Raw genomic sequence first — 25,201 nt, forward strand, 5'->3', positions numbered from 1 at the left:
AAATAATATTCAAAGTTTTAAATAGTGTTAAAGTCTAGTTTTTGAACTCACTGGAAACACAGTTTAAATAAACTTCTGGAACAGTGTTAATGGTGATTATGCTGTTGTTGGTGGCGTTTACAATATTTACCATGGTGTTCATACATTTATCCAGAATGAGTGGTGAAAGTTCATCTGAACGTTTTTCTAAATCTTCTATTTGGGTTTCACATTCTAAGAAACCCTGTATTGCAAATTTGAGTGGCATTTCACCCATTGCATCTAATGTACAAACGTATCCCATGTCTCCTTCATCTGTTCTATTGTATTCAATAGTCCAATCGACATTTAGGTTTAGATCACAGCTTCTTGGATTGTTCCCTGGCCTGATCATCTTGATTTTATTTACACAAACATTCAAGTTTGTATTACTTGTTATCATTTTTATATTACCTCCGTGATGATTAATAAAGACCTAAGTAGTATTACATTTATAAAGGTTTTGGTTATTAAAATAGATTCTTTGCAGTTATTTGGTCGTAAAAAGTGATTAATAGCATTAATATTGTATTTAAATTTTAAAAAATTGGTAAACTATTAAAAGGCCCATCATTTAATTTTCTTTGAGGTTGGGGTAATAATTGTATTTTTGGTAAATAAACGGATATTGGTGCAATTTGTGGAAATAGGGTTCTGGATGGAAGTTTTTTTAAATGGGATTTTGTAAAAAAATATTATTATTCTGGCATTATTTATTAACAATTTTTCCAGATAAAAATGAGATATGCAAAAATGGGGCATTGCTTCCGTTAATCAGAGTAACCGTAAATCTTATATAGTTCTTACTACTTCTTATGAGACTAACCATTAGTAATAAAATTAATATTAGTTATATTATTACTATTGGTTATGACATGTGTGAATGGAATGCCACCATTTACTGTCAATTCCTTCCTACAGAGAAGGAGACTTTATAAGTCTCCTTTTAAATTCATCAATGCACTGTGAATTCTCTTGATTCCTGTGAATTCCTTTACAATATTTTTAGGGGGTTTGGGATTTAAGAAATAGGCAAATATTGGAAGTAGCGATTGAATTCCAATGGAAAAGGTCCAAAATGTTTGTATGTTATGTTTGGGGTCTATAATTTAAATCTTTATAAAATAAAACTGGAGTTGAAATAAATGGATATTGAAAGTGATGTTGAAAATCAGGTAACAGATATTGAAATATTTCCCCACCGTTTGTTGGGTTGTGAAACTACTGAAAAGCTATTACTTGACTTGGATGGTATAAATGAGGTTAATAGGATAGTTCTACATGGGAGAAGAATGTCAATTTCAGAAACTGGTGAAGAATCCAGGTTCATCACAATTAAGGGTCAAAAAATTGATTTGCATGTTAAAACTGGCCGAGTTTTAATTGAAGTTAAAACAACCGAAATAGAAGATCCTGATCAGTTCCACGATAACATAAGGGAAATATGTGCCAGGCATCTACCTTTTGGATTTAACATAAGTGAAGGAACTTTCATCCGTAAACAGAAAACAGTGACTGATGGACTTAAATATGGGGCTAGTTTAGAACACTTGCCTGATGAGATGATCGGTTTAACTGATCAAAATGCCCTGATCCATGAAAGAGCGACAGTTATCAAAAAATAATATTTTGAAGAAATATCGGTTAATAGAATCAATTAAACCAGAATTGCAAATATGAGGGTCATCATAGGTAACAGGGGCTTTTAAAGTCCCTACTATTTTCAATAACATCTATTATTTTCAATCGTTTATTTTTTTCATTAACCAGAGTAAATACTGGTTTAAATTAATCAAATTAAAATTGTTCTTTTTATAAAAATAGTAATTTTATGGGCTTAGAGGTTGGGTCCACGATGTATAGGGGATTAATGGATACTATGTTTATATAATAAAGAATATTCATTTAGTAAAGACATTTTATGATTAAGTAATTAAATTTTATTATATTATTCTCTAATATTCAAAGATTGTGATATAAATCAAAACATTTATATTACAATTAGACTATCTTATTTTGTACTACAAAAAATGGTAGTATTATTACTATTTGATAGAAAAAAGGAGTGATAGTATGAAACTTGCAATATTGGGGGCCGGTTGTTATAGAACCCACGCAGCCAGTGGGATAACCAACTTCAGCCGAGCCTGCGAAGTAGCAGAACAAGTTGGAAAACCAGAAATAGCCATGACTCATTCCACCATTGCCATGGGGGCAGAACTCAAGGAATTAGCAGGCATAGATGAAATAGTGGTATCAGATCCGGTATTTGACAATGACTTCACTGTCATTGATGATTTTGAATACGAAGCAGTTATTGAAGCTCATAAAAAAGATCCTGAAAGCATAATGCCACAGATCAGGGAAAAAGTCAATGCAGTAGCTAAAGACCTTCCAAAGCCACCTAAAGGAGCTATTCATTTCACACACCCTGAAGATCTTGGTTTTGAAGTCACCACCGATGATAACGAAGCAGTTCAGGATGCAGACTGGGTCATGACCTGGTTCCCTAAGGGTGACATGCAGATGGGAATCATCAAGGAATTCGCCGATAACCTCAAAGAAGGCGCTATCTTAACCCATGCCTGTACAGTGCCTACCACTATGTTCCAGAAAATATTCGAAGACCTATCAAGTGATGAAATGAACATTGCACCAAAAGTCAATGTATCTTCGTATCACCCTGGAGCAGTACCTGAAATGAAAGGACAGGTGTACATTGCAGAAGGTTACGCCTCTGAAGATGCCATCTGTAAACTGGTTGATTGGGGTGTAGCAGCCCGTGGGGATGCTTTCAAACTCCCTGCAGAACTATTAGGTCCAGTGTGTGACATGTGCTCGGCACTCACTGCCATAACCTACGCTGGAATATTGAGCTACCGTGACTCAGTAATGAACATACTGGGCGCTCCAGCAGGATTCGCACAGATGATGGCCAAAGAATCACTGACCCAGGTAACCGATCTGATGAACAGTGTGGGAATTGACCACATGGAAGAAAAACTGGACCCCGGAGCACTCCTGGGAACAGCAGACTCCATGAACTTCGGTGCTGCCGCAGATGTCTTACCTTCAGTCCTGGAAGTACTGGAAAACAGAAAAGGAAAGGGACCAACCTGTAACATATAAACAGACCACCCTTTTTATTTTTTTAAAAAAACAGGGAAAAATGAAAATAAAAATGATTACATGAAAATTTTCAACTTAAATTCCAACACTCATTGCTTCATATTTTAATAGGCTAATGATTGGAAGTTCATCATAAGTCTTACTCTCAAAACATATAAAAAACACATCAGGTGCTAAATTGATAAACAAAATTATCAAAAGGGCGTTAAATGAAGAAGATTTAAGAAAAGATGAAGTTCTGGAATTGTTCAGAACAAAATCTCATGAAAACACCCTTAAAATTTTTGAAGCTGCTTCAAAACTACGAGATTCCAAAAACAGGAGTATTAAACTCACCTCAACTGTTCATTTAACCAATTTATGTAAAGTAACCCCAAAATGTAAATACTGTGGTTTTGCAGCTAAAACCTCCTCTGAAGGATACTATCATTCTTTCACAAAAACAGAAGATGAAATATTAATGGCCGCCAGATCTGTGGAAAGATCTGGAATTCCCCGGGTCAGCTGCTCCGGCGCCCATGGATACAACGGAGAGCATGCTGTTCAAGCGGCAAAGATTGTGAAAGAAAACACCAAACTGGAGTTGCTGGTGAATGTTGGTTCTGATCTAAATAATGAAGCCCTGAAACAACTTGCAGAATACCAGACTGACACAGTGTGCTGTAACCTTGAAACAATAAACCAGAAACTATTCAATCATCTAAAACCTGGTGAACTACTTAAAGACAGGTTAATGGTATGTAAAATGGTAAACGACGTGGATATAGAACTCTCATCTGGTCTGCTTATTGGAGTTGGCGAATCGTACCAGGACCGTGTAAACCATCTGTTTTTACTTAAAGAATTCTCCACCCTGGGTGAAATACCAATTATGGGCTTTAATCCTTATTTAGACACACCCATGGCAGATCATCCGCCCTGTTCACTGATTGAACAGATGAAAACCATTGCTATAACCAGATTGATGTTCAATGATTTACGGATCACTGTTCCCACCCCCACCATTGGCCCGGAAAATGTTAAGTTTTCATTGTTATCCGGAGCAGATAATGTTGCAACTGTAATTCCAGACGACTATCCTCTGGATGTTAAGGGGGTTGGTTCTCCAAGTTGTGGAAACCTTAAAGAAGTTATTAGCACCATTAAAGAACTTGGACTTAACCCCGAAATTAATGAAATCCCATGCCCGGTTAAAGAAGTGGGAATCACTGAGATATAATGAGATATGAAGAGATTTACTTAAAATAATGGCATATAAGGGGATCATTGGAATATAATGAGAAATTAAAATATCAAATAGAAATAACAGGTTACAGTTGTAGATACTAGAAAAAAGCAGGTTATTCCATGGATTTCGAGAAAACAATCAAAAATGCCTATGCAGAATCTGTTGAAGGGGAACGATTTGGTGATACAGAAGAGGAATTATTATCACTCCAAAAACACATCCGCTCCTGTAAGAGAATCGTGGTTCCCAACAGAAACACAGTAAAAACAAAGGCCATAAATGAAGTTTTAACCAAATTCAATTTACCAAGTGCTGAGCATTTGTGTATACACACCAACTCTGCAGATCTATCAAGAACTCCTGCCATTACCAAAGCCCTCATGGCCCTGGATACCTGTGATTGTGATCTGGTAATTGCCAGAGGACGCCTGGGAGTTCCAGGTTCTGGATCATTACTGGTGATAATGGATAAAAAAGGTAGAATATTATCTGCAGCCACATCACCCTCCCATATTCTACATGGTAAGAAAGTAGAAGATGCAGTCCGAGATGAAATAACCCATGCTCTTTTGAGAATTGGATTTATGGTGGTGGAATGATCATCAAGGAAAGGGGAATCACTGAAGAGGTATACACCATGTATTCCGGAATGAAAACCGGAGATATCATAAACCAAATCGGTGATGTTAAATGTGAAGCCACCCTCAACTGGGTAGAATCACTGGATGTAAATATAGATAGGACAGTTATTGTAGGGGCTTATATCACCGGGATGAAACTGGCTGAACGATTTAAAGAGTTTTCAAAGGTCACAGTTATTGATATCCACCCCCACCTTGAATCTCTTCTGGGTGATGGGGTTCATTTTACAGATGATTTAACCCGGATCAGTGATGCGGACCTGGTGATTGACACCACCGGTCTGGGGGGATTGAGCCCAGAATCAGTCAGGGAATTTGTAAATTCCGATGTATCCTTATTCATGGTAGAAGATCCCACCTCTGATGGTAGCGATAACAGTATCATGGAAAAAAGCAACATAACAGAACGCTTAGAACTGGCCAGCTCTCAGTATAAGGGAATCCTTAAAACCGGTGGTTTGAATACAAAAACTTCTGGAACCATGACCATGACCATTGAAATCCTCAGAAATTCCCTTCATGATTTATTAAAAAGTAAGGGAGTTCTTTACGGGGTAGCTGGTATGAATTTTTATGAGGGAGTCCTTTTTAAAGAAAAAAACTACCCTAAATTCACAAAACTCATGACAGAACCTGCAATGATCATATCTGCTCTGCAACCCATCTCTCCAGATGATACAATGGAAGAATACCTGCAAAAAATTGATTCTGTGGTGGCTGATGTTAGCATCTGAACTTTTCCAATACATAGAGGAAGAAGTCCCTTTTAAATTAGCTTTAAAGGATGATCCAGTAGGATTCATTGGCCCGGGCCATCCGGAGAAAATCGAGGTGGAAAACGCATTAGTAGTTTTAGATCTTATTCCTGGAATAATCCCAGATACAACAGACGCAGATCTCTTAGTTTGTCACCATCCACCACTATTTACTCCAACCATTCCCACTTACATCATCCATTCCAACTGGGATATTGTCCAGGGCGGTGCTTGTGATGCCCTGGCTGAATCCCTCCAACTTGAAGTTATCGATATCCTGGAATCTGAGACCGGAATAGGTAGAATCTGTAATACTGATAGAATGGGTAATTCCAAAAGGAGTGGTAATTCCAAAAGGAGGGGTAATTCCAAAAAAAACAGCATTAGTACAGGATATAACTTGGAAGAGTTCCTCAGAAACGTTTCCAGGTCAATCCCAGTTGATAATATTAACCTGGTAAAGGGAAACAAAAACACCTTAAAAAAAGTAGCTATAATATCTGGATTCGGTTTGAATACTCACTATATACAATTGGCCAGTGAAAAAGGTGTTGATCTATTATTATCTGGTGATTTAACCCATCCTGGAAGTATTCTTGCCAGAAAACTGGGGATCACCCTGGTTGATGCCACTCATCAGGCAACAGAAGTTCCGGGTTTAATTCGACTCTGTCAATTAATTGGTAAACTAGGAATTAAAACAGATTATCTGGACCCGGGGAAGCCCTGGGAACATATCAATTGTCAGAATTTGAAGGTTTAAGATGAAAATAAATCCTTAATTAAGATTTATTGAATTAAAAATCGATATATTTTCTTTAAAAATCATAAAAAGAAAGATGAATCCAGAGAAAAAGTAATACTTTTATAAGATAAAGTATTTATAGTACTTAGTACTATATAATTCTTTGAGGACGGTTTAGCTCATAAATACCTCCTCCCCAAGTTCAATAGAAGGATGTATTACTTTCAATGTAAAAAAAATCCGGATATTGGGTGAATGTTAGGGCATCTGATGATTATTAACATTTTTCGCTCAAATGTATCACAAGAGTTAGATGCCCTATTGTTCTATTTTTTTGTTGTTTCTACTACTTAAACTACTCAAATTCATCACTTTAAAAAAATCTATGGGTATCCAAATGAAAATCGAAGAAATTGAAAATAATAAAATCCCAGAAGGCCATGTCACCCTGGTTGGACTGGGAAGACTGGGAATAAGAACTGGGATTAATTTAGCCCAGGTACACAGGGGAGGTCCCCAGAAAATAACTGCAATTGATTCTCAAAAAATCTCCCAGGGAGACCTGATTTTCAAGATGTTAGGGGGTAAACTGGGAGAATACAAGGTGGATCTTCTGCATGATCTATGTGGCATTAAAGAAGTTATACCAATCAAGCAGGATATCACCCCTAAAAACTTAGACTTAATCCAGAGGGATGTGGTCTGTGTGGAAATAGCCGGGGGAAATACCATCCCTACCACAGCAGCCATTATAAAAAGAGCACATGAAATTGGTGCAAGAACCATAAGCACGGCTGGAGTTTTTGGAATAGGAAATGAGAAAATAAAGGTGATGGACATATCTTCAGCAGATCATGATAATCCTGTGGCTGATGAATTAAGAGCAGAAGGCATAGAAGAAAACCACACTCTAATAACCACTGGAAAATTCATCAGGGACTCAGAACCAGTTACACCATATGTGCTGGATGAGATTGCCCGGAGAATGACCATGGAAATCCTAAAAGCGTTACAGCAGATCATTTAATGATGTTAACCATTTCTAAAAAAATCCGATATTAATTTAAAGTACGTAAATGAATCATTCAAAACCAATTAGTTTAACAGGATTGAACTGTTAATAATATCCAATATATTGTTGATAAATATGACAATAACAATTGCCACTGCCGAATGCTTCACCCATGGAATCATTGCCCGAGAAATACATGCAGCTATACAGGGGTATCATGGTGAATTCGGTCCTAAATCACTTAACCTGAAATGGTTAAAAGATCGCCGTGGCGAATTGATCCTCCTTTGCGGGATGTTCATCCCCACATTATCTGCAGTTAAATCAGTCTTAAAGGTTAACCCTCCTCAACCACAAAAACTGATAAACGGTATAAAAGTTTACCAGGAGGAAGATGACCTGGAAGTGGCGGTGCTGATGGCTAGAGCAGTTAAAGAAATAACTGGGGCAGATATTGGGATAGGAACCACAGCAGGAATTGGTAGGGGAGGTATTTCTATTGTAACTGATAAATTAACAGTTAAAACTACTTCAGATGTATCTGCTGATCTTTGTTCTTCTAACTCCAATCAGCTCCTAGCAAGGCAGAAATCAGGGATAAAAAAAACATTTATGCTTTTAGAAAGTGTCCTGCGACATTATGAAATAGAAAAAAATTTTAAGTCTGATTAAAATTGTAAAACAATCGTTTTAAGTTAAAAACAGATTTTTAGGTTTGTTAAGGGGATTTTAAGTTATTCCATAACATAAACGGAAATAAAATAATTCTCCTTGAAGGTAATTTCCTGAAGATAATTCTACTAAATATGGAATTTAGTCAAAAAGAAGAGAAGAACAGTTTAATCTGTTTTATTCATGATTATTGAATTTTTGATGAGTTATGGAGTTTTGATGATTTATCTGTTCTTCTTCCAGAATGTGTAACATTTTGTGATAGTTTTCCTCACCTAATTCATGCAAAAGACGGTGATGAAGTTGATTTTTAATTAAATGCAGTAGATTATGGAAAGATTCTGCACCAATGGTATGTAATATTTCATGATACGCTTCTTCAACTGTTAATTTAACATCACAGGACACCCCATTACTTTTAAGCATATGCAGAAGTTCTGCAGATTTTGGGGGCCTTAAATGTGCTTTTTTAAGGGTTTCGTAGTTGTTGAATATTTCCTCGGGAGTACCCTGACCTATTATTTGACCCTCGTGAAGTACGAAGATTTTGTCTGCAAACTGGGTGACCATCTCCACGTCGTGGGATGCAATGATTATACTCATATCTTCATGGCTTAACTTGTAGAGTATTTCCATGATCTGTTCCACACCCTTGGGATCCAGTCCAGTGGTGGGTTCATCCAGTACCATGATCTCCGGGCGCATAGCCAGGATACCGGCAATGGCCACTCTTTTCTTTTGACCCCCGCTGAGGTGGTGTGGTGCTTTTTTTTCCAAGCCACTCATTCCCACCATTTCAAGGGCTTCTTCCACCCTTTCATCCACTTCTTCCTCGGAAAGTCCCAGGTTCATAGGGCCAAAGGCCACATCCTCTACTACTGTGGGTGCAAACAGTTGATCATCAGGGTTCTGGAAGACAATACCTACTTTCTGCCTGATCTGGAGCAGTTCCTTTTTTTCATAAACTGCGGGTTTGCCATCAATTTTTATCAATCCAGAAGTGGGTTGATTTATACCGTTGAAGTGTGCAAAGAGGGTGGATTTACCAGCACCATTGGAACCAACTATGGCTACTCTTTCACCTTCTTCAATTGCAATATTTATGTTGTGAAGGGCAGAGGTGCCATCAGGATAGGTGAAACACATGTTTTCTGTTTGAATAATTGTTCTGGTCATTTAATTTCTCCAGTGATCTCTCTGTCTGTCTATTATTGTTCAATTTAATGATTATGTTCAATTTAAGACGTGTTCAATTTAAGATCTTCATACCTAGTCAATTTTCATATTAATCTTCATAATCCATCTTCTACTTGGTACTAGACAATGTTCATCCCTAAAAATCCCCACTGGTAAAAGAAGGACATGGCTAAAATCTGTAAACAGGCTACCAGTCCCAAGGTGGAGGCAATAAAGGCGTAATCCCCTGATCCGATTTTCTTCTTTCGGTCATGGTATAGTTTTGATTTATCCGAGAATCCCCGGCTGGCCATGCTCAGATAAATTGTTTCTCCCTGTTCATAGGCCCGAAGAAACATCATGGCTACGGTATAACCCATCTGTTTCATTCTCCATTTATATGGAAGTTTTTTATTGAATGCATCAAAGCATCTGGCTTTCTGGGCGTGGGTAATCCGGTGCAGTTCATCGTAGAACATAAACAGGAAGCGGATCATGAGACTTAATATCATGGCAAATTCCCTGGGCATACCCAGTTTCCGGAAGGATTCCACAACTTCCTGCATGGGGCTTATGGAACTTAAAAGCACAATGGATGTGAGGGCTACTATAAGCCTGGACATTAAGAGTGCTGCCCACATCAGGCCTCCATCTGTTATATGTATTCCAAAGGCTCCGGACCAGATCACATTACCGGGGTGTATGAATGGTTGGAACAGGATTATAAACCCCCCGAATGGTAGGAGTAATAGAATTCGGGTTAGAGAAGTTTTGAATGAAACATTGGAAATGTAAATCAATATTAAAAGGTAAATCTCCAGGAACAACATGACCATTATCTGAGTGGAAAATACTGCATAAACAATGATGAATATCAATAAGATTAACTTAACTCTTCCGTCCATGGAATGAAGGGGACTATCTTTATCTGTTTCTTTTTCAAGCTCTCTTACTGAGCCTACTCCATTCATAAAAGAATCTCCTTTTTTTGAAAATATTATAATTTTATGGTATTTCTTCCCTTAAAAAAAGATTTAATAAAAAAATAAAAAAATATATTATGGAGATGTTTCTGGTGGGTTCCTTCTTCGCAGCAACAGTGCTACTAGGTAGGCTATTATCAGCGTTACAATGATACCTATAGCCAGAGCTGCTATTTCACCAATTTTATCCAAACCCTCTATTGTATAATCAGGGAAAGGTGATTGGATAGAAGGTTCTGTTTCACCAACACCAATGTTTTCTGCTGATTTTTCCAAACCATCAGGATCTGGTGAAGCTATAAACGGTGACATAAATGCGATTACCAGACAAACAATTAACCCTCCAATAACGAAGTATTTATCTTTGGTACTCATTTGGCAGCCACCTCACCGGTTTCGGATTTAGGTTCACCAATCTTTTTGTTACGGTTCCAAGCAAGCAGATCAGGTCTTAGTTTTTCCAGAGCCATGATTACTACAACAGTTAACACACCTTCAATAATACCTATGAATGCGTGGTATATTCCCATGGATGCCAGTCCAGCTACTAATGGGAAAGTTCCAGCCAGCCACATTTCCACAGCAACTGCTTCGGCTGCCAGGAAGATAGATAACCATGATGCAATGAATATTGCAGGATATTTTCCTATTGGTTTTCTCAGTCCTTTAAAGGTGTAAAGTCCTACAAAACCGCCTATAATTCCCATGTTAAGTACATTTGCACCCAACGCGGTTATGCCTCCGTCTCCAAAGAACAGACCCTGTACTAGTAGTACAAGAGTGAATACAATAATTGCTGCCTCTGGGGCGCAGAATACAATAGCTACTAAAGCTCCGCCTACCATGTGTCCACTGGTCCCAAATGGTATGGGCATGTTCATGGACATTATGGCAAATATACCGGCGGCTAAAACTGCTAGTAATGGAACAGCTTTTTCATCAAGATTTTCCCTTGCCCATTTCTGGGCGAAGTACAATGCTACTATAAGTATAACGTAGTAGATAGCACATTGCCACAAAGGAATAAAACCATCTGGTATATGCATATTTTTTTGCCTCCTTTTTTTACTTGGAAAGCTTTTTTAAGTATTACTTATCACCGGTGTAAAAGAGATTTAGTAATACTTATGAAAGCTTTTATCTTCATAGTACCTTAACATGATGCATATTATAAGCTTTTCTATTGGTATTACTTTGATTGGATTTTAAGGAGGCAAAGTAATAATTTTTGTATAAAAAACCTGTTAAAAAAGGGTCATAATCATTTTTTTCATGATAATCCTAGTCACATCTTTTATTTTATCATTGGAAAACCATTACTTCGTTAGCATCCTTTACATTGGTTTTATTCTCTATTAGTTTCTCCATATGAACAGTTTTAAGATGATTTTCAGTGTCGGATACTACGTGGTAACCACTGGAAATCCAGAAATCTAGGGAACCTTCAACTGTTTTATGGGTGTGGAGGTACACTTTTTCATAATCATTTCTCTGACAGAAATCTTCTGCACTGTGGACTAAGGTTGATGCGACTTTCTTCCTGCGCCAGGATTTTTCCACAAAAACCCTCCATATGCTGGCAGTATTCTGGGAATTGTAAATGTTTTTAAATAATGGGAAATTTTTATCGTAAGCTCGAATACCCAGTGTTCCTATAACTTTTTCAGTACAGGGGTCTATGGCCAGGAAAAAGTTGTTTCTTTCTGGATGGAGATAGTATTTTTCCAGATCTATTATGTCCTGGTGGTATTCTGGAACAAAGCCATAACCGTATTCTGCTTTGATCATTTTAAAAAGGAATTTTTCAACATCGTACTGGGCAAGATGCTCTTCTTGGAGCCTTTTTATTTCAAAGTAGCTCATATTCAATTCTCCATTAATTTTGATCTTAATATTATTACTATTTTGGCTGTTTGGACCTATTTTGTAATAACAATAATTTTTTTTATATTAATGAAGAACTAATATTTGGTATATAAAATTTTCGTATCAAATTAAGTGGAATTAAAAACAATGTTAATTGATAAGGTTAAATAGCTATAACCACAAAACGTATAAAAGTTATTTATAGAATTCATTAACCCATTTAATTTTAGAATTTGAAATACCTTTATAGATTGTTTGTATTGCTTTACGGAGACTGAATATGAGTTGTTATAAATACTGGGATAAAATTAAAGAAATTGCAAATTCCCTTAAAGGTTATGGGGATTATACCGTGGATGAAATGCCTCTGGATGAGATCATACCTCTCCTTGATTCTGTGGAAGAAATTGCCCATGATCAGGAGATTGATTTTGACTCAGCCAAACATATCCTAGATGATGAAAAGATGAATGAGGCACTTCAATTAATCAGAAAGTTCTATGTGGGGTTAGGGGCCAGACTGGAAACTGACAATGCTAAATCAATTTTAAAATCAGATGATCCCTGGAAAACACTGGAATCTTTCCATTTCTACCAGCGATACCAGGGTCTTTTAAGAAACGAAAACCAGCTGGTGAAATTCACCCCAGAACAGAAGGTGGTTTTCATTGGTGGAGGGCCACTCCCCCTGACATTGATCCTCCTAAATAAAATATTCAAAGCCCGGTGCGTGAGTGTGGAGGTATTGCCCGAGGTGGCTAAACTATCCCGCAAGGTTATTGAAAAATTAGGACTGGAATCTGAGATAGAAGTGGTGCTGGGTGATGAAACCAGTTTACGGAATATTGATTACACTGTGGTAATGGTGGCAGCCCTGGCCGAACCCAAGGAGAGGGTATTTGCCAATGTCTGGGAAGCAGTGGATACAGTAACTCCAGTCCTATACAGGACCTACACAGGTATGAGGGCTATTCTCTATTCTCCAGTTACCGAGAAGGCCACCCGTGGTTTCCACAAAGAAGTGATGATCCTTCCCACGGGTAAGGTTAACAACACCTCTGTGCTAATCCGAAAAGTTGTCTAAATTCCATGGTTAAACCATGTAATTTACAGATTTTAAGGATTGACCATGTTAAAAATTGGAAACTAATAGTAGTCCTGGGATTATGGGTGAAATATTCAATAATGGATTTAAAAAGGGTACTTTACTTGTTCCTGCTGGATTTATGGGCTAATTTCTAAGCTAAGAGGATAATCTGGATAGGATCAATAAGAATAAAGGACTAAAATTAGTTTTTTAATTTTATGTTTTTAATAGGTATTCAATAATATCTCCTGTGTGATTATTAAACTGTTGATTTAGTAATAACCAGTTCGCCGTGCTTTACTCCTTTAATGGCTTTTATGTGGTCTGTTAATTTTTGTATACTTTTTGATTTTCCTTTAACTACCAAAACTTCCAGACAGGCATGTTTTTCTACGTGAACATGGGTGGTTGCTATGATCTCACCTAAATGGAAATGTTGAAAATGTTGCAATTCATTGGTAACGTCTCCCACATCATGATCGTAGATTATAGTCAGGGTTCCAACGATGTCTTCATCTTCACTTTCAATATGGGCTTCTATTATTGATTTCCGGACAAGGTCACGGATAGCTTCCGATCTATTGGTGTAACCCTTGACTTTAAGCAATTTATCAAATTTTTCCAGGAGTTCTGGTTCAAAAGATACTCCCACTCTTTCTACAACCATATTTAACCCTCATTTTCATTTTAATTTACTTTTAATCCTTATATTGACATAGTGCTACTCTCATTAAAAAGTTTGCTATCGGAAGGTTTTTATATCAAAACCTATAAAGGTAGCACGATCCTGGAATAGGTGCTACCAAACTTTTAATAATTTTCCAGGATCACACTTTTTAAACTTCATTAACGGTGTTTTTAATGGCAATCCATAAAATAACCTATTCAGAGGAATTTAAAAGAGCAAATCTCCACAATTATGGGTGTAACTTCAACTGTAACTGGTGTTTGTATAAACTGGAAGGCAGATCAAAACCGGAAAAATTCCTAAAGCTTGATGAAATCAAAAAAGTACTATGTGAATTGGATATAGAACGTGCACATTTTGTAGGGGGAGAAATAACCACCTACCCTCAACTTTCCAAACTAACTGATTTTACAAAGAATGAACTGGGAGTTTATACCAAGATAGGTCACTCTAATGGTTTTAAACTACCTCCTGAGAGTATTGATGCTATTTCCGTGAGTATAAAAAGTTTTTCTGAGGATTTTTACCAGAGATTCACTGGCCAGTCCAATAAACCGGTCTTGGAAAATTTCAGAACTATTTATGAAAGGGGAGTTGATGTTGATGCCAGCAGTGTCTACATTCCAGGACTGGTGGAAGCGGATGAAATCTCAAGTATTGCAGAATTCATTGCAAAACTGGATCCTGAAATAACTTACCATATAACTGGTTACATCCCTGTACCTGGAGTTTCATGGCGTTTGCCAACTTATGACGAAATTCTCAAAGGAAAAAGTGCTGCAGAAGAATATTTAGAGAATGTTAATCTCTCCTGGTTCCCATCACCGGATGAATATGTTAAAATGATTCAGAAAAACCCTGAATATCAAAAAATTACTGTAGCTTAACATTAATTTAGTTTAATAATTTAAAAAAAATAAGAAAGGTTAACCATTTAGATTTCACAAATTTATCCTTTAGCTGGTTTCTTATTTGAGAAAAGTCTGCCCCTAAGACATATGGCTAGAATGGTTAACAGTACGTAGGATAGGGCCAGGAAGAAGTACATATCTCTGAAAGAATCAACTCCTGCAGCAGAGGCACTGAAATCCAGGAATTTACTTATTATTACTCCTCCCAAAAGTGCCCCTACATTTAAACATATACTTAACAAGGCTTGGCCTGATGCTCTTTTTGATTTGTCAGTTTCATCTAGGAACAGGTAGTAAAGGGCCTGACCCAGTATACCTGCGTTGCCTATGGCAAAAATCACTGCAGCCAGGGCAAAAATGAATGGAGTGGGAGAGTAACTCATGAGTAGCATTCCAAAAACGGCTATGGCTCCTCCGGCTACCATAATTGGTTTGGCTCCCAGTTTATCAAGGAGTTTACCCACAATTATGGTTGCCACCATGGCAGCAATGGTATGTGGCAGCACTAAGTAAGCTGCATCTGAATAACTAAGATTGAAAGCATGCCGGGCAAACGTGGAGTAATAGTAGGTTCCAGCCATGAACAGGAAACCTAAAAGAGCAACTAAACTTCCTATGAGAATGTCTCTCTGTTTCAGAAGACCAATAGGTAGAATAGGTTCGTCTGTTTTTCGTTCAACCCACCAGAATAGTGCCAGTGATATGATCAGGAGAGGGAATAAAATCATTTCATCATATGCAATTTCAGTGAGCCAGTTTCCTTTAAAACTGTATACTAAAAGAGATAATGTGCTGATGCTGATGGCTAGTAGGCTCATACCCTTCCAGTCGAAACTTCTGTGTTTTTGCAGTGGTTTACCTGCAGGGAGAAGGAAGTAACCCAACAAAACCACTGCCAGGGCTACTGGTATGTTGATCATAAACACGTAGTGCCAGTTAATATCTACGAAAAAACCTGCTATTGCAGGACCCAGAGCATATGTTAAGGATATCACAACTCCAAAAGCACCCAGTATTGTACCACGTGTTTCATCAAAGTAGTCTCCAATAATGGTAACCGCAAGTACTGATAACACAGCCCCCAAACCCTGTAATGCCCTTCCAATAAGTAAAATTTCAAATGACTGGGAAAATGAGACAGTTATGGTTCCTAATAAGAATAATATGGCACTTGTGAGGTATATTGGTTTTCTACCATATCTGTCGGATAACTTGGCAAACAAAGGAGTTCCCAACATTATAAATATCACTTCAATATTGAGAATCCAGGTTACTGTGCTCTTGTTAACTGCAAAAGTGTCCTGTATTGCTTCTAACATAGGGTATACTGTGGATCCATCTATGGCAATAAGTATGGCCCCTGCAAAAATAACTGCCAATATTCTTGTTCTAAGACTATTAAACATCCATATCATTCCTATTTTTATTCATAAATCCCCTAGCCTTTCCTAAATCTCATCTAACTTTATTTGAATGTCATTTAATTTCCTAAAATCTGTTACTTTTCCGGATTCATCAACAGAATCATAAAAAAAATGAAAATGGATAAATTGTTGATTATCCTTCAACTGTTTTTTTACTTCCTGAAATTCTGCCTTTAAGTCCCAGTGACAGAACAGTTAAGACCACGTAGGTCACTGCCAGATAGAGGTAAACATGGCGGAAGGAAGCAGCACCCGAAGCAGTAAAGTCCAGGGCCGAGGCTAAAATTGCCCCACCTAAAAGTGATCCGGTGTTCAGGAGTATGTTTAAAAGGGCCTGGCCTGATGCTCTTTCTGATTTTCCGGTTTCATCCAGGAAAATGTAGTAAAGAGCGTTACCAACTATGGAAGCATTCCCAATACCTATGAGTACCAGTGAAAATGCGAATACGTAAAGGTTGGATGAGTAGCTCAGGATCAGCATTCCAATTGCTGTTAAGACTCCACCCACCACCATTATAGGTTTGGCTCCGGTTTTATCCAGGAGTTTACCCACCACTGGTGTGGTTATGAGGGATGCAATGGTCATGGGCAGTATCATGTAGGCCGCTGTTGAATAACTGAGGTTGAAAGCCATGGATGCGTAAGTAGAGAAGTAGTAAGTTCCAGCCATGGCCAGGTAACCCACCAGGGTTACCACACTTGCAATCAGGGTGTCTTTTCTTTTTAAAAGACCAAGGGGAAGAATTGGTTCCAGGGCTTTTCTTTCCACCCACCAGAATCCAATAAGGGCCAGGATGAATATGCTCAGTGTATAATACTGAGTGTTTGCTGATGCCTCTCCACTGAGATTGAATATAAAGTAAGCAATAGATGCAATGGCTACTCCCAGGAAGGTCATACCCTTCCAGTCGAAACTAGAATATTTTTCGGTGGTTTTACTTGCAGGTAAAAGGTAGTAACCCAGGAGAACCACCAGGGCTGCCACGGGTATGTTTATTATGAAAACCCAGTGCCATCCAAAACTCACCAGGAAACCAGATATAGCGGGCCCCAAAGCATACACCAGGGCTATTATAACTCCAAAAGCACCCAGTATTGTACCACGGGTTTCATCAAAGTAATCTCCAATTATTGTGATGGCCAGTACTGATAAAACTGCACCTATACCCTGCAATGCCCTTCCAACAAGTAACATTTCAAAGGACTGGGAAAACGCCACGGTTAATGTTCCAATTAAGAATAAAACTGCGTTTAAAACATATATATTTTTTCGACCATATTTGTCGGATAGTTTAGCCATTATCGGAGTTGCCAGTAGTAAAAACAGGATTTCCATGTTGAATATCCAGGTTATAACACTCTCATTAACTCCAAATGATTTCTGTATTGATTCCAGAATCGGGCTAATGGTTGACCCATCTATTGCAATCAAAATAGCTCCGGTGAAAATAACTGCCAGTATTCTTGTTCTCAAGTTATCAAACATTTTTTACCTCCCCATGAACTTAATGTATCATTCATAAATAAATATTTTTAATTAAGTATTACTAATATGGGGGTTTTTTGGAAAACGTAATAATGAGCACTACTAAAAAAGTAAACTTAAAAATGGGTGGTTAAAATTTAGTTATAATAGTTAAAACTTATTTAGAACAGTTTCAACTTATTTATAATAGTTAAAACTTAATTTATTGCATAAAAAATGGTTTAGTCTAATAAAAATAAATAAATAGGAGAAAAAAACATTTAAATTGTATTTGGGGGCCTCAACAAGGACTTTCTGTATTTTTATTAAATTTCAAATCCTCTTCCTTTGCAATGAAAAATTTATCTTTTTCAATAAAAATATCATTCTCATCAAAACTTATACGGAAATTTTCATTACAAAGTTCTAATTCCTTCAGGGAACTTCGAATAACTGCTAGATTAGATACACTGTATGGAAAATTAGTCCAAACCATATTAGCACCGTCATCTAGTTTTTTTTCCATTCTTTCTAATTCTTTCATGACTGTTATTTTTTCAATGGATTTATTTCTCATTGTGACACCTATTGAAACTTAAATGAAATGGTATTTTGTGTTTTTGAAATTCTGGAAAATATATGAAAATAGATTATAGGGGGCATCAGTGTGGATAGGATACATTTGAGCAGATTAATAAAATTTGATGCCCCATATAATGTTGCCAGAAGGGATCTGATGTGATCCCTGCTGGAGACGTCTTGCAGGAGGAAAATGGCAAGTTCATCGATTAATACAAAAACACCTCTCATCACCCTTGAAGTAATAATTTATTTGGTGTTATTCGTACAATCAATGCATGGGACTCGCTCTTATTTAAGACTTTCTATTTGTTTTTTATTATTACTATGCTGTGCCATTTAGGGGTTGATGTATTAAAAAATGTAATAGATCGTATCATTGGGGTGGATCGTATCATTGGGGTATGATCAGTTTATGGGGGTTGATTGAAAATAAAAACTTTAAAAATAAATATCATCAGGGATCTGAAAATGTTTTTCAAGGATTGTATTGGTGGATAGTCAGATCCCTGACCCTCGCCATGTGGCAAAACAATGGGAGTTGAAATGGTTGTAGACTATTATCAGTTAGTTGATCTGATATAAATAATTAATCATTGTATAAAATAATGTATTACTAATGAATCCTGATATCTTGAATTTATATTATGATCCTGAGTTGAGGGGGTTAATGGGATGTTTAATGTTTCTTAAGATGTATCTGGATATTAATTTGTAATACTTATTATTAACTAATAACTATGTTATAGGGGGTACTATCTTGGTTATAATGGTATTTTCTGCTTGTAAATCTTAAGTTCCTTTTATCTCAAGTTCATTTTAAAATTTAGAATCATAAACGACTTGAAAGACCTAAAATTTTAAAATTTCGATCTTATATGTATTGTAAAATCTTTTAATTTGTTTTTAACTCATTAAGTTTTCTATTTATCTATATTTTTTACTTTAAGCCATGAGAAAATGGGTATTCTGTCGATGAAATCATGGTATATTTAGTACTTTTCAAATGTCAGTTCATTAAAATTTTTTGGGCTACATGTCATGATGGGTGGATGCAAAATCAGTATTACTTATAGTCGTCAGTTACCGGTTCCTAACATTATTTTATATGATATTTATCATTATTTTTATTATTATATGGTGGCGGATAACAATTTTGTAATAACAATATATAAATATAATATTATTCAATTATTTTTTTGTTTAAATAAAATAGGAGGTGAAAATGATGAAAAAACAAAAACAAATAAAAAGAAGTGGAATTCTTTTGTTCATTGTTTTGGTGTTTGCGTTGTGTTTTTGTGGTTCTGTAACTGCGCATGATTCAAATTATCCTGCAGTGACTATTACAAACCCACAACATAACACGCAGGTGAACGGAACAGTTCATATTAATGCGACGGCTGAAAGTCATAGTGAAATTACCCAAGTTGTTTTTAATGTGAGTGATGGTCATGTGGCCACCGATAACAATCCAAATGATGGTTGGAGTTATGATTGGGATACTAGTAACACTCCCAATGGGCAATACAGTGTCAAAGCAACGGCTCTCAACCTGGAAGGATTGACTGGAAGTTATACTATTCTTTTGAATGTGAACAACAGTCAGCAATCAACACAACTCACTGTAAATGATGTTCAAGGAATTCCTAACCAGAGTGCGAATTTGAATGCTCTCTTAAAAGATGCCAGCAGCAACCCCATTCAGGGTAAAGTTGTCCAGTTTTCAGTCAACGGAACCGTGGTGGGTACTGGAACCACAGATAGTAGTGGTGTGGCTACCTATGCATACACTCCTACTGTTACCGGAATATACAATTTACAAGCTATATTCAAGGGTGATTTAAGGTATGCCTCTTCTCAGGACAATGCCACTATCCTATCTCTACCTAACAATCCCTTCCTAAATTACAGCACATACTTCGGAGGAAGTGAGTGGGAAAAAGGAAAAGGAATATTTGTGGATGAACAGGGTAACATATACATATCTGGTGTGACTAAATCAGCGAACACAAGTCCCAATGACTTCCCCGCCCCTACTGGTGGTGTGACTCGAATTGGTCCAGGCGGAAACTATGATGTTTTCGTGGTTAAAATGGATCGTAATGGAAATTTAATTTACAGCACCATTTTAGGCGGAACTCTTAGAGAAACTCCTAATTCCCTGGCAGTGGATGCTTTAGGAAACGCTTATGTCACAGGACACACACAATCTGCTGATTATCCAACTACAGAAGGCGCTTACGACAGAATTTATGGTAATGTAACCGATGCCTTTGTGTTTAAACTGAACTCAACTGGAAATCTGGTTTACAGCACTTACCTCGGAGGAACAATCCTCACCAGAGGTTGGGGTATTGCAGTGGACAATGCAGGATGTGCATATATTACTGGAATAACCAATTCCCCGGACTTTCCCACCACTGAAGGTGCATTCCAAACCACTAAAGGTGGTCCTGTCTGGCATAATGGAGATGAATTTGATCAGGTATACCAGGATAGTTTTGATGCTTTTATCACTAAACTGAACTCAACTGGAACTGCTCTCATTTACAGTACCTACCTTGGAGGAAGCCAGGCTGAACAACCACTCGACATTGCAATAGACAGCGCAGGTTGTGCCTACATTGTTGGAGAAGAAACATGTTCTATGGATTTCCCGGTTAAAAATGCCTTCCAAAACATCTTTGGAGGAGGATCACAGGATTCCTTCGTAACCAAATTGAACCCAAATGGAACAGCACTTATCTACAGTACTTATTTAGGTGGACTTGGTGCTGATCAGGGAGTTAAATTAACGGTGGATGCTGCAGGAAATGCTTACATCACCGGAGAAACTTATTCTTCCAATTTTCCAACCACTGAAGGTGCCTACCAAAGAACCTACAAAGGTCCTGATGAAAACAACGGAGATGCATTTGTAACCAAACTGGATACCAATGGGGCTTTAATCTTCAGCACCCTCCTCGGAGGAAATGGGGATGATGCAGGAACAGGTATTGCAGTAAACAGTGACGGAACTATTTATGTAGCCGGACAAACGGCATCTACAGATTTCCCAACCACACCTAACGCCTACCAAACAACCAACGCAGGTAACTATGATGCTTTCGTGAGTAGACTCAGTCCAGATGGTAAAGTACTCAGTTACAGTACCTATCTAGGAGGAAACACCATAGTTGCAGGAACTGCAACATCAACAGACCAGGCAAATAACCTTGTATTGGGTCAAGGAGGATTCTATGTATATGGATTCACTAACTCAGCAGATTTCCCAACCACAACCGATGCATTCCAAAAAAATAACGGCTATAAAGGTACCGGAACCGGTGTCTGGGACATGTTCATCACCAAATTCGTGAACCCTACTCAGATCACAACTGGTAATGTTACCGGAGAGAAAGATGCAACTGTTAATCTGACTGCTACGCTTTCAGAGGCTAACACTTTAGGTTATGCTCCTCTCGCTAATAAAACGGTGCGGTTCATGGTTAATGGTGTGTTCGCTGGCAATGCTACTACTAATGGTAATGGTGTGGCTACTCTGACTTACCCTGTCAGTCTTGTTGGTGGAAATTACACAGTACAGGCCTTTTTTGATGGAGATCTAGATCATTTGGCCAGCAGTACTAGTGGAACTCTAAAAGTACCACAATCCAGTCTGCATGTTAGGACCAGTTCTAATAAGGCTAATCCTGCTGTGGGCGACACGGTTATTGTTACTTACAAATTGAGTAATGATGGGCCTGATGCAGCCCGCAATGTAGTGATGAGATTCACTGTACCTGAGGGTTTGGAATATATTGGTGCCACTAAGGATGTGGGTAACGTTGAATACGATGAAGCCACAAGAACTGTTATCTGGACAATGGATACTGTGCCTGTGGGTGACCCGTATATCAGTGTTAATATGCGTGTTTTAAGTGCAGCTGTTTTCGGATTACAGCCTCAGCTTACCACCACTACCTATGATCCAACCATTGCAAGCAGTGTATTATACCGGACTCTTACTACTCGTGAGAGAGCTGTTGATACTTCTGGTAATTCCAACGCTTCGGTTAATGCAGCCACCGCCAATGGAACCGGTTCTGGTGTAGGTGTAAATGCAGCCAGCAGTACAGTGCCAATGCAAACAACTGGATTCCCACTTGTTGGGCTGGTACTGGCAGTTTTGATGCTAGTGGGTGGAATGGCAACATCCAAAAAATAAACCATTTTCCCCTTTTTCTTTTTTTAAATTATAATAATCTTTGTGAGTTAAAAATTTTTATTTGTATTACAAATCACGATTAATTATCCAAAATCGTAATAACAAATATTATATACATCATAATAAAAGAAATTTAAATATTTAATATAAAGGAGATGATGTCATTAAATTGATAAAAAAGGAAGGTATTCTTCTGATATTATTGATAGCAATAACTTTTTGTTTTTGTGGTGCGGTTACAGCCCATCCGGGACATGGAACTCCTATAGAAGTGCCTACAGATCCTGGAACCGGGGGTGGTACGGATACAGGTACTACTGACACAGGTTCAACAGGATCTACTTCTTCAGGAACAGATTCAGGTGCTACTTCAACATATGGAGGTTCATCAAGCGGAGTTTCTACAGGTAGTACTTCAAAAAGTACGGGAAGTACAAGCGGGGGAACAGAATCTGCTCAAACTGGAACAACTAACACTCCAGTAAATGACAATAACAATGCCACCACTACTTCTGCAGGTGGTTCTGAAGAGGTCAGTGGAAATACTGGATCTTCAAATACCTCACCAGGTGGTCCTGCTGCATTGATTGGCTTAATGGTGGTTGTTGGTTTAATAGGTATGTCTTTCCCTTACAAAGAAGGTGGTGCTCTAAGCAAGCTACAAATGAGCATTTTTGGCAGATAAAAACCGTGGTTTCTTAAAAACTTTATTTGGGAGAAAATTAGGTTTAAATTTGCATTTTAGATTGTTATTAGTTCTTTTTATCTAAAAATTTCAATAACAAAAAAATGATTGAAGGAGGTTATAAATTTGCATTTATCTGATGGCCTGATACCGTTATGGCAGGCTGCAATCTACTGGATTATTACCATTGCCGTACTGGCAATATACATGTATAAACTTTCTAAAACTGAGGATAAAGGGAAAATTCTCGTCAACACAGCAATTCTTGCAGCGGTAACTGTTGTTGTATCCTCAATTTCCATACCCTCACCATTCGGGATTCCAATACACTTATTCGTAATACCCTTAGTGGTAATTTTACTAGGCCCTTTGAGTGGGGTTACAGTAGCATTTTTGTGTTTCATAGTACAGTTCTTATTCCTGGGAATGGGGGGTATAACCTCTTTAGGTGCTAATGTGGTGACCATGGGGATAGTGATGAGTTTTTCAACCTATTACTTCTACCAATTCACGAAAGAACTGGATGATCGGTTGAGTATTTTCTCAGGAACCTTCATGGGAATAATTATGGCCACCATAACTCAGATCATAATATTGCTGATTGCGGGTGTTGCCACCCTTGAGGTTTTAATGGCCACACTAGTGCCATTCTATCTCTTTGTGGGTGTTATTGAGGGCATTATCAATGTATTCATAATCCTGTCCATATTTAAACTAAAACCGGAACTGGCAAAGGTGGAACAAATATAAAGTGGGGTTATTGTGATGATTAATCTAAAACAAATAGGAATTTTAATCCTGATACTTGCTGCATTCATGGTGCCAGTGAGTGCCCATGGGGTACATGTAACCACCAATGAGTCAAACATTATCATAGCGGATAACTCCACTGGAAAACTGGCCAAATCTGTAGTGGATCAGATGGGGGTGAATGTCACAGTTTACAAGTTTGCATCAGCCGATGATGTGACCCATGAACTGGAACACGCCCTTGAAAATTCAAATAAGAAAATTCTGGCAGTTGCTTACACCGACACTGTTCAACAGTTTATAGGTCAACATCCCGAAGTTTCAAGTCGAATTATTGTGGTGGATGCCAATCAAAATGCAATCCAACAGGGTTTAACCAAGTTAAATGTTTCAGGAGCAAACAGTGCTGGCTTTTTAACCCCACTTTTATCTGGCCTGTTAATTGGATTGGTATTTGGATTGGGAATAGGTGCTGTGTGGATGAAGAGGAAATTGGTTTAAACTGGAATTTCCTATTTTCAGTGTAAGATTTTTCTCTTGAGATATAGGTATCCTTTGACTCCAAAAAGAGTTAAGGGAACCTTTCCATTAATTAGCTCAAGATTAACCAATTTTCTATGAAATAAGAATCTGAAAACTTATTAACATTCAATTTAATTATTCAGGGGGATTAATAAGTGATGAGAATTAGTATGTCTTTACCTCGAAAGTTGCTTGGAGAATTCGATGAAGTTCTACGGGATAGAGGTTATAATTCAAGGTCTAAGGGAATCAGAGATGCTCTGGAGGATTACATAATACGTTACCAGTGGATGCAGGAGATGGAAGGAGAAAGAATGGGCACTATAGCGGTTATATTTGAATACCATTACACCGATGTCCTGAAAGATCTTGCAGATATCCAGCATGATTTCAGAAAGCAGATAACTGCAGTTATGCGTACTGAAATAGGTGAAAAATACTGCCAGGAAATTATAGTAGTAAAGGGAGATGTGAAACACATCCGTGACCTAACAGAAAAAATTAAAAGACTTAAAGGTGTTGAACATGTTAAACTGACCATTACAGTCAGTAAATCAAGTTCTCACTAAGATGTAAACTAGTAAATTTGATATAATATTCTTGTTAGTTTAATTCTAATTTAGGCAGTGTTGATGAAAGGAATATCCTCTAAAAT

At 37.6% G+C, this 25,201-nt stretch carries 25 protein-coding genes; 15 read left to right on the forward strand and 10 right to left on the reverse strand.

Features of this window, described 5'->3' with window-relative positions; genetic code table 11:
- Positions 1-34: 34 nt before the first annotated feature.
- On the reverse strand, positions 35-421 hold the full coding sequence (locus tag A994_RS07725; RefSeq protein WP_004030871.1) for a hypothetical protein: 387 nt from the start codon (positions 419-421) through the stop codon (positions 35-37).
- A gap of 742 nt (positions 422-1,163) precedes the next feature.
- Here A994_RS07725 and mcrD point away from each other — a divergent pair.
- The 8 genes from mcrD (at position 1,164) to A994_RS07770 (ending at position 8,200) form a co-directional block, all read left to right on the forward strand.
- The gene (gene mcrD, locus A994_RS07735) at positions 1,164-1,643 is read left to right on the forward strand and encodes a methyl-coenzyme M reductase operon protein D (RefSeq protein ID WP_004030874.1); all 480 of its coding nucleotides are present in this window, start codon (positions 1,164-1,166) and stop codon (positions 1,641-1,643) included.
- Between the two features lie 448 nt (positions 1,644-2,091).
- Positions 2,092-3,147: a 5,10-methenyltetrahydromethanopterin hydrogenase gene (gene hmd / locus A994_RS07740; protein WP_004030875.1), complete on the forward strand. Its 1,056-nt coding sequence runs from the start codon at positions 2,092-2,094 to the stop codon at positions 3,145-3,147.
- A 178-nt stretch (positions 3,148-3,325) separates the two neighbouring features.
- The gene (hmdB, locus tag A994_RS07745; protein ID WP_004030877.1) at positions 3,326-4,366 is read left to right on the forward strand and encodes a 5,10-methenyltetrahydromethanopterin hydrogenase cofactor biosynthesis protein HmdB; all 1,041 of its coding nucleotides are present in this window, start codon (positions 3,326-3,328) and stop codon (positions 4,364-4,366) included.
- 128 nt (positions 4,367-4,494) lie between these two features.
- Complete coding sequence (locus tag A994_RS07750) at positions 4,495-4,974, forward strand: DUF3236 domain-containing protein (RefSeq protein ID WP_004030879.1); 480 nt, start codon at positions 4,495-4,497, stop codon at positions 4,972-4,974.
- On the forward strand, positions 4,971-5,750 hold the full coding sequence (locus tag A994_RS07755) for an SAM-dependent methyltransferase HcgC family protein (protein WP_004030881.1): 780 nt from the start codon (positions 4,971-4,973) through the stop codon (positions 5,748-5,750). Before A994_RS07750 ends, A994_RS07755 begins: the two co-directional genes overlap by 4 nt.
- Positions 5,737-6,534, forward strand: coding sequence for a Nif3-like dinuclear metal center hexameric protein (locus A994_RS07760; RefSeq protein WP_004030882.1), 798 nt, complete (start codon positions 5,737-5,739; stop codon positions 6,532-6,534). The genes A994_RS07755 and A994_RS07760 overlap by 14 nt, the downstream gene beginning before the upstream one ends.
- Before the next feature lie 379 nt (positions 6,535-6,913).
- Positions 6,914-7,543 (forward strand): hypothetical protein, encoded by a 630-nt coding sequence (locus A994_RS07765; protein ID WP_004030884.1) that lies wholly within the window; start codon positions 6,914-6,916, stop codon positions 7,541-7,543.
- 120 nt (positions 7,544-7,663) lie between these two features.
- Entirely contained in the window at positions 7,664-8,200 is a 537-nt protein-coding gene (locus A994_RS07770; RefSeq protein WP_004030886.1) for a UPF0254 family protein, read from the forward strand.
- 177 nt (positions 8,201-8,377) lie between these two features.
- Here A994_RS07770 and A994_RS07775 read toward each other — a convergent pair whose 3' ends face one another.
- The 5 genes from A994_RS07775 to A994_RS07795 all read right to left on the reverse strand — a co-directional run bounded on the left by A994_RS07775 (position 8,378) and on the right by A994_RS07795 (position 12,222).
- Positions 8,378-9,376 (reverse strand): ATP-binding cassette domain-containing protein, encoded by a 999-nt coding sequence (locus A994_RS07775; RefSeq protein WP_004030888.1) that lies wholly within the window; start codon positions 9,374-9,376, stop codon positions 8,378-8,380.
- Between the two features lie 140 nt (positions 9,377-9,516).
- Positions 9,517-10,347 carry a cobalt ECF transporter T component CbiQ gene (gene cbiQ, locus A994_RS07780; RefSeq protein WP_004030890.1) on the reverse strand — a complete coding sequence of 277 codons (831 nt, stop codon included), beginning with the start codon at positions 10,345-10,347 and terminating at the stop codon, positions 9,517-9,519.
- A gap of 87 nt (positions 10,348-10,434) precedes the next feature.
- A complete protein-coding gene (locus A994_RS07785; protein ID WP_004030892.1) occupies positions 10,435-10,734 on the reverse strand; it encodes a PDGLE domain-containing protein in 300 nt (99 codons plus the stop codon).
- The gene (gene cbiM, locus A994_RS07790) at positions 10,731-11,405 is read right to left on the reverse strand and encodes a cobalt transporter CbiM (RefSeq protein WP_004030894.1); all 675 of its coding nucleotides are present in this window, start codon (positions 11,403-11,405) and stop codon (positions 10,731-10,733) included. Before cbiM ends, A994_RS07785 begins: the two co-directional genes overlap by 4 nt.
- A gap of 256 nt (positions 11,406-11,661) precedes the next feature.
- Positions 11,662-12,222: a GNAT family N-acetyltransferase gene (locus A994_RS07795; RefSeq protein ID WP_004030896.1), complete on the reverse strand. Its 561-nt coding sequence runs from the start codon at positions 12,220-12,222 to the stop codon at positions 11,662-11,664.
- A 283-nt stretch (positions 12,223-12,505) separates the two neighbouring features.
- Here A994_RS07795 and A994_RS07800 point away from each other — a divergent pair, with 283 nt between their 5' ends.
- Positions 12,506-13,309, forward strand: a complete 804-nt coding sequence (locus A994_RS07800; RefSeq protein WP_004030898.1) for a nicotianamine synthase family protein — start codon at positions 12,506-12,508, stop codon at positions 13,307-13,309.
- Between the two features lie 262 nt (positions 13,310-13,571).
- Here the strand turns inward: A994_RS07800 and nikR (A994_RS07805) are convergent, their stop codons facing one another.
- Positions 13,572-13,979 carry a nickel-responsive transcriptional regulator NikR gene (nikR, locus tag A994_RS07805; protein ID WP_004030900.1) on the reverse strand — a complete coding sequence of 136 codons (408 nt, stop codon included), beginning with the start codon at positions 13,977-13,979 and terminating at the stop codon, positions 13,572-13,574.
- A 194-nt stretch (positions 13,980-14,173) separates the two neighbouring features.
- Here nikR (A994_RS07805) and A994_RS07810 point away from each other — a divergent pair, with 194 nt between their 5' ends.
- Positions 14,174-14,887 (forward strand): radical SAM protein, encoded by a 714-nt coding sequence (locus A994_RS07810; protein ID WP_004030902.1) that lies wholly within the window; start codon positions 14,174-14,176, stop codon positions 14,885-14,887.
- 62 nt (positions 14,888-14,949) lie between these two features.
- On the opposite strand, the gene A994_RS07815 is transcribed toward A994_RS07810, so the two are convergent.
- From A994_RS07815 to A994_RS07825, 3 genes are all read right to left on the reverse strand, one after another.
- Positions 14,950-16,317 (reverse strand): MFS transporter, encoded by a 1,368-nt coding sequence (locus A994_RS07815; protein WP_052309307.1) that lies wholly within the window; start codon positions 16,315-16,317, stop codon positions 14,950-14,952.
- 151 nt (positions 16,318-16,468) lie between these two features.
- A complete protein-coding gene (locus A994_RS07820) occupies positions 16,469-17,821 on the reverse strand; it encodes an MFS transporter (protein ID WP_004030906.1) in 1,353 nt (450 codons plus the stop codon).
- A gap of 280 nt (positions 17,822-18,101) precedes the next feature.
- On the reverse strand, positions 18,102-18,377 hold the full coding sequence (locus tag A994_RS07825; protein WP_004030908.1) for a hypothetical protein: 276 nt from the start codon (positions 18,375-18,377) through the stop codon (positions 18,102-18,104).
- A 1,230-nt stretch (positions 18,378-19,607) separates the two neighbouring features.
- Here A994_RS07825 and A994_RS12925 point away from each other — a divergent pair.
- The 5 genes from A994_RS12925 (at position 19,608) to nikR (A994_RS07850) (ending at position 25,115) form a co-directional block, all read left to right on the forward strand.
- Entirely contained in the window at positions 19,608-22,589 is a 2,982-nt protein-coding gene (locus A994_RS12925) for an SBBP repeat-containing protein (protein ID WP_004030910.1), read from the forward strand.
- Positions 22,590-22,758: 169 nt separating this feature from the next.
- The gene (locus A994_RS12930; protein WP_004030912.1) at positions 22,759-23,274 is read left to right on the forward strand and encodes a hypothetical protein; all 516 of its coding nucleotides are present in this window, start codon (positions 22,759-22,761) and stop codon (positions 23,272-23,274) included.
- A 126-nt stretch (positions 23,275-23,400) separates the two neighbouring features.
- Complete coding sequence (locus tag A994_RS07840) at positions 23,401-24,024, forward strand: energy-coupling factor ABC transporter permease (protein ID WP_004030914.1); 624 nt, start codon at positions 23,401-23,403, stop codon at positions 24,022-24,024.
- Positions 24,025-24,039: 15 nt separating this feature from the next.
- Positions 24,040-24,525: a hypothetical protein gene (locus tag A994_RS07845; RefSeq protein WP_004030916.1), complete on the forward strand. Its 486-nt coding sequence runs from the start codon at positions 24,040-24,042 to the stop codon at positions 24,523-24,525.
- Positions 24,526-24,704: 179 nt separating this feature from the next.
- Entirely contained in the window at positions 24,705-25,115 is a 411-nt protein-coding gene (nikR, locus tag A994_RS07850) for a nickel-responsive transcriptional regulator NikR (protein WP_192812707.1), read from the forward strand.
- Positions 25,116-25,201: the final 86 nt, after the last annotated feature.

This window comes from Methanobacterium formicicum DSM 3637 (assembly GCF_000302455.1).
In the GTDB taxonomy this organism is placed as follows: domain Archaea; phylum Methanobacteriota; class Methanobacteria; order Methanobacteriales; family Methanobacteriaceae; genus Methanobacterium; species Methanobacterium formicicum_A.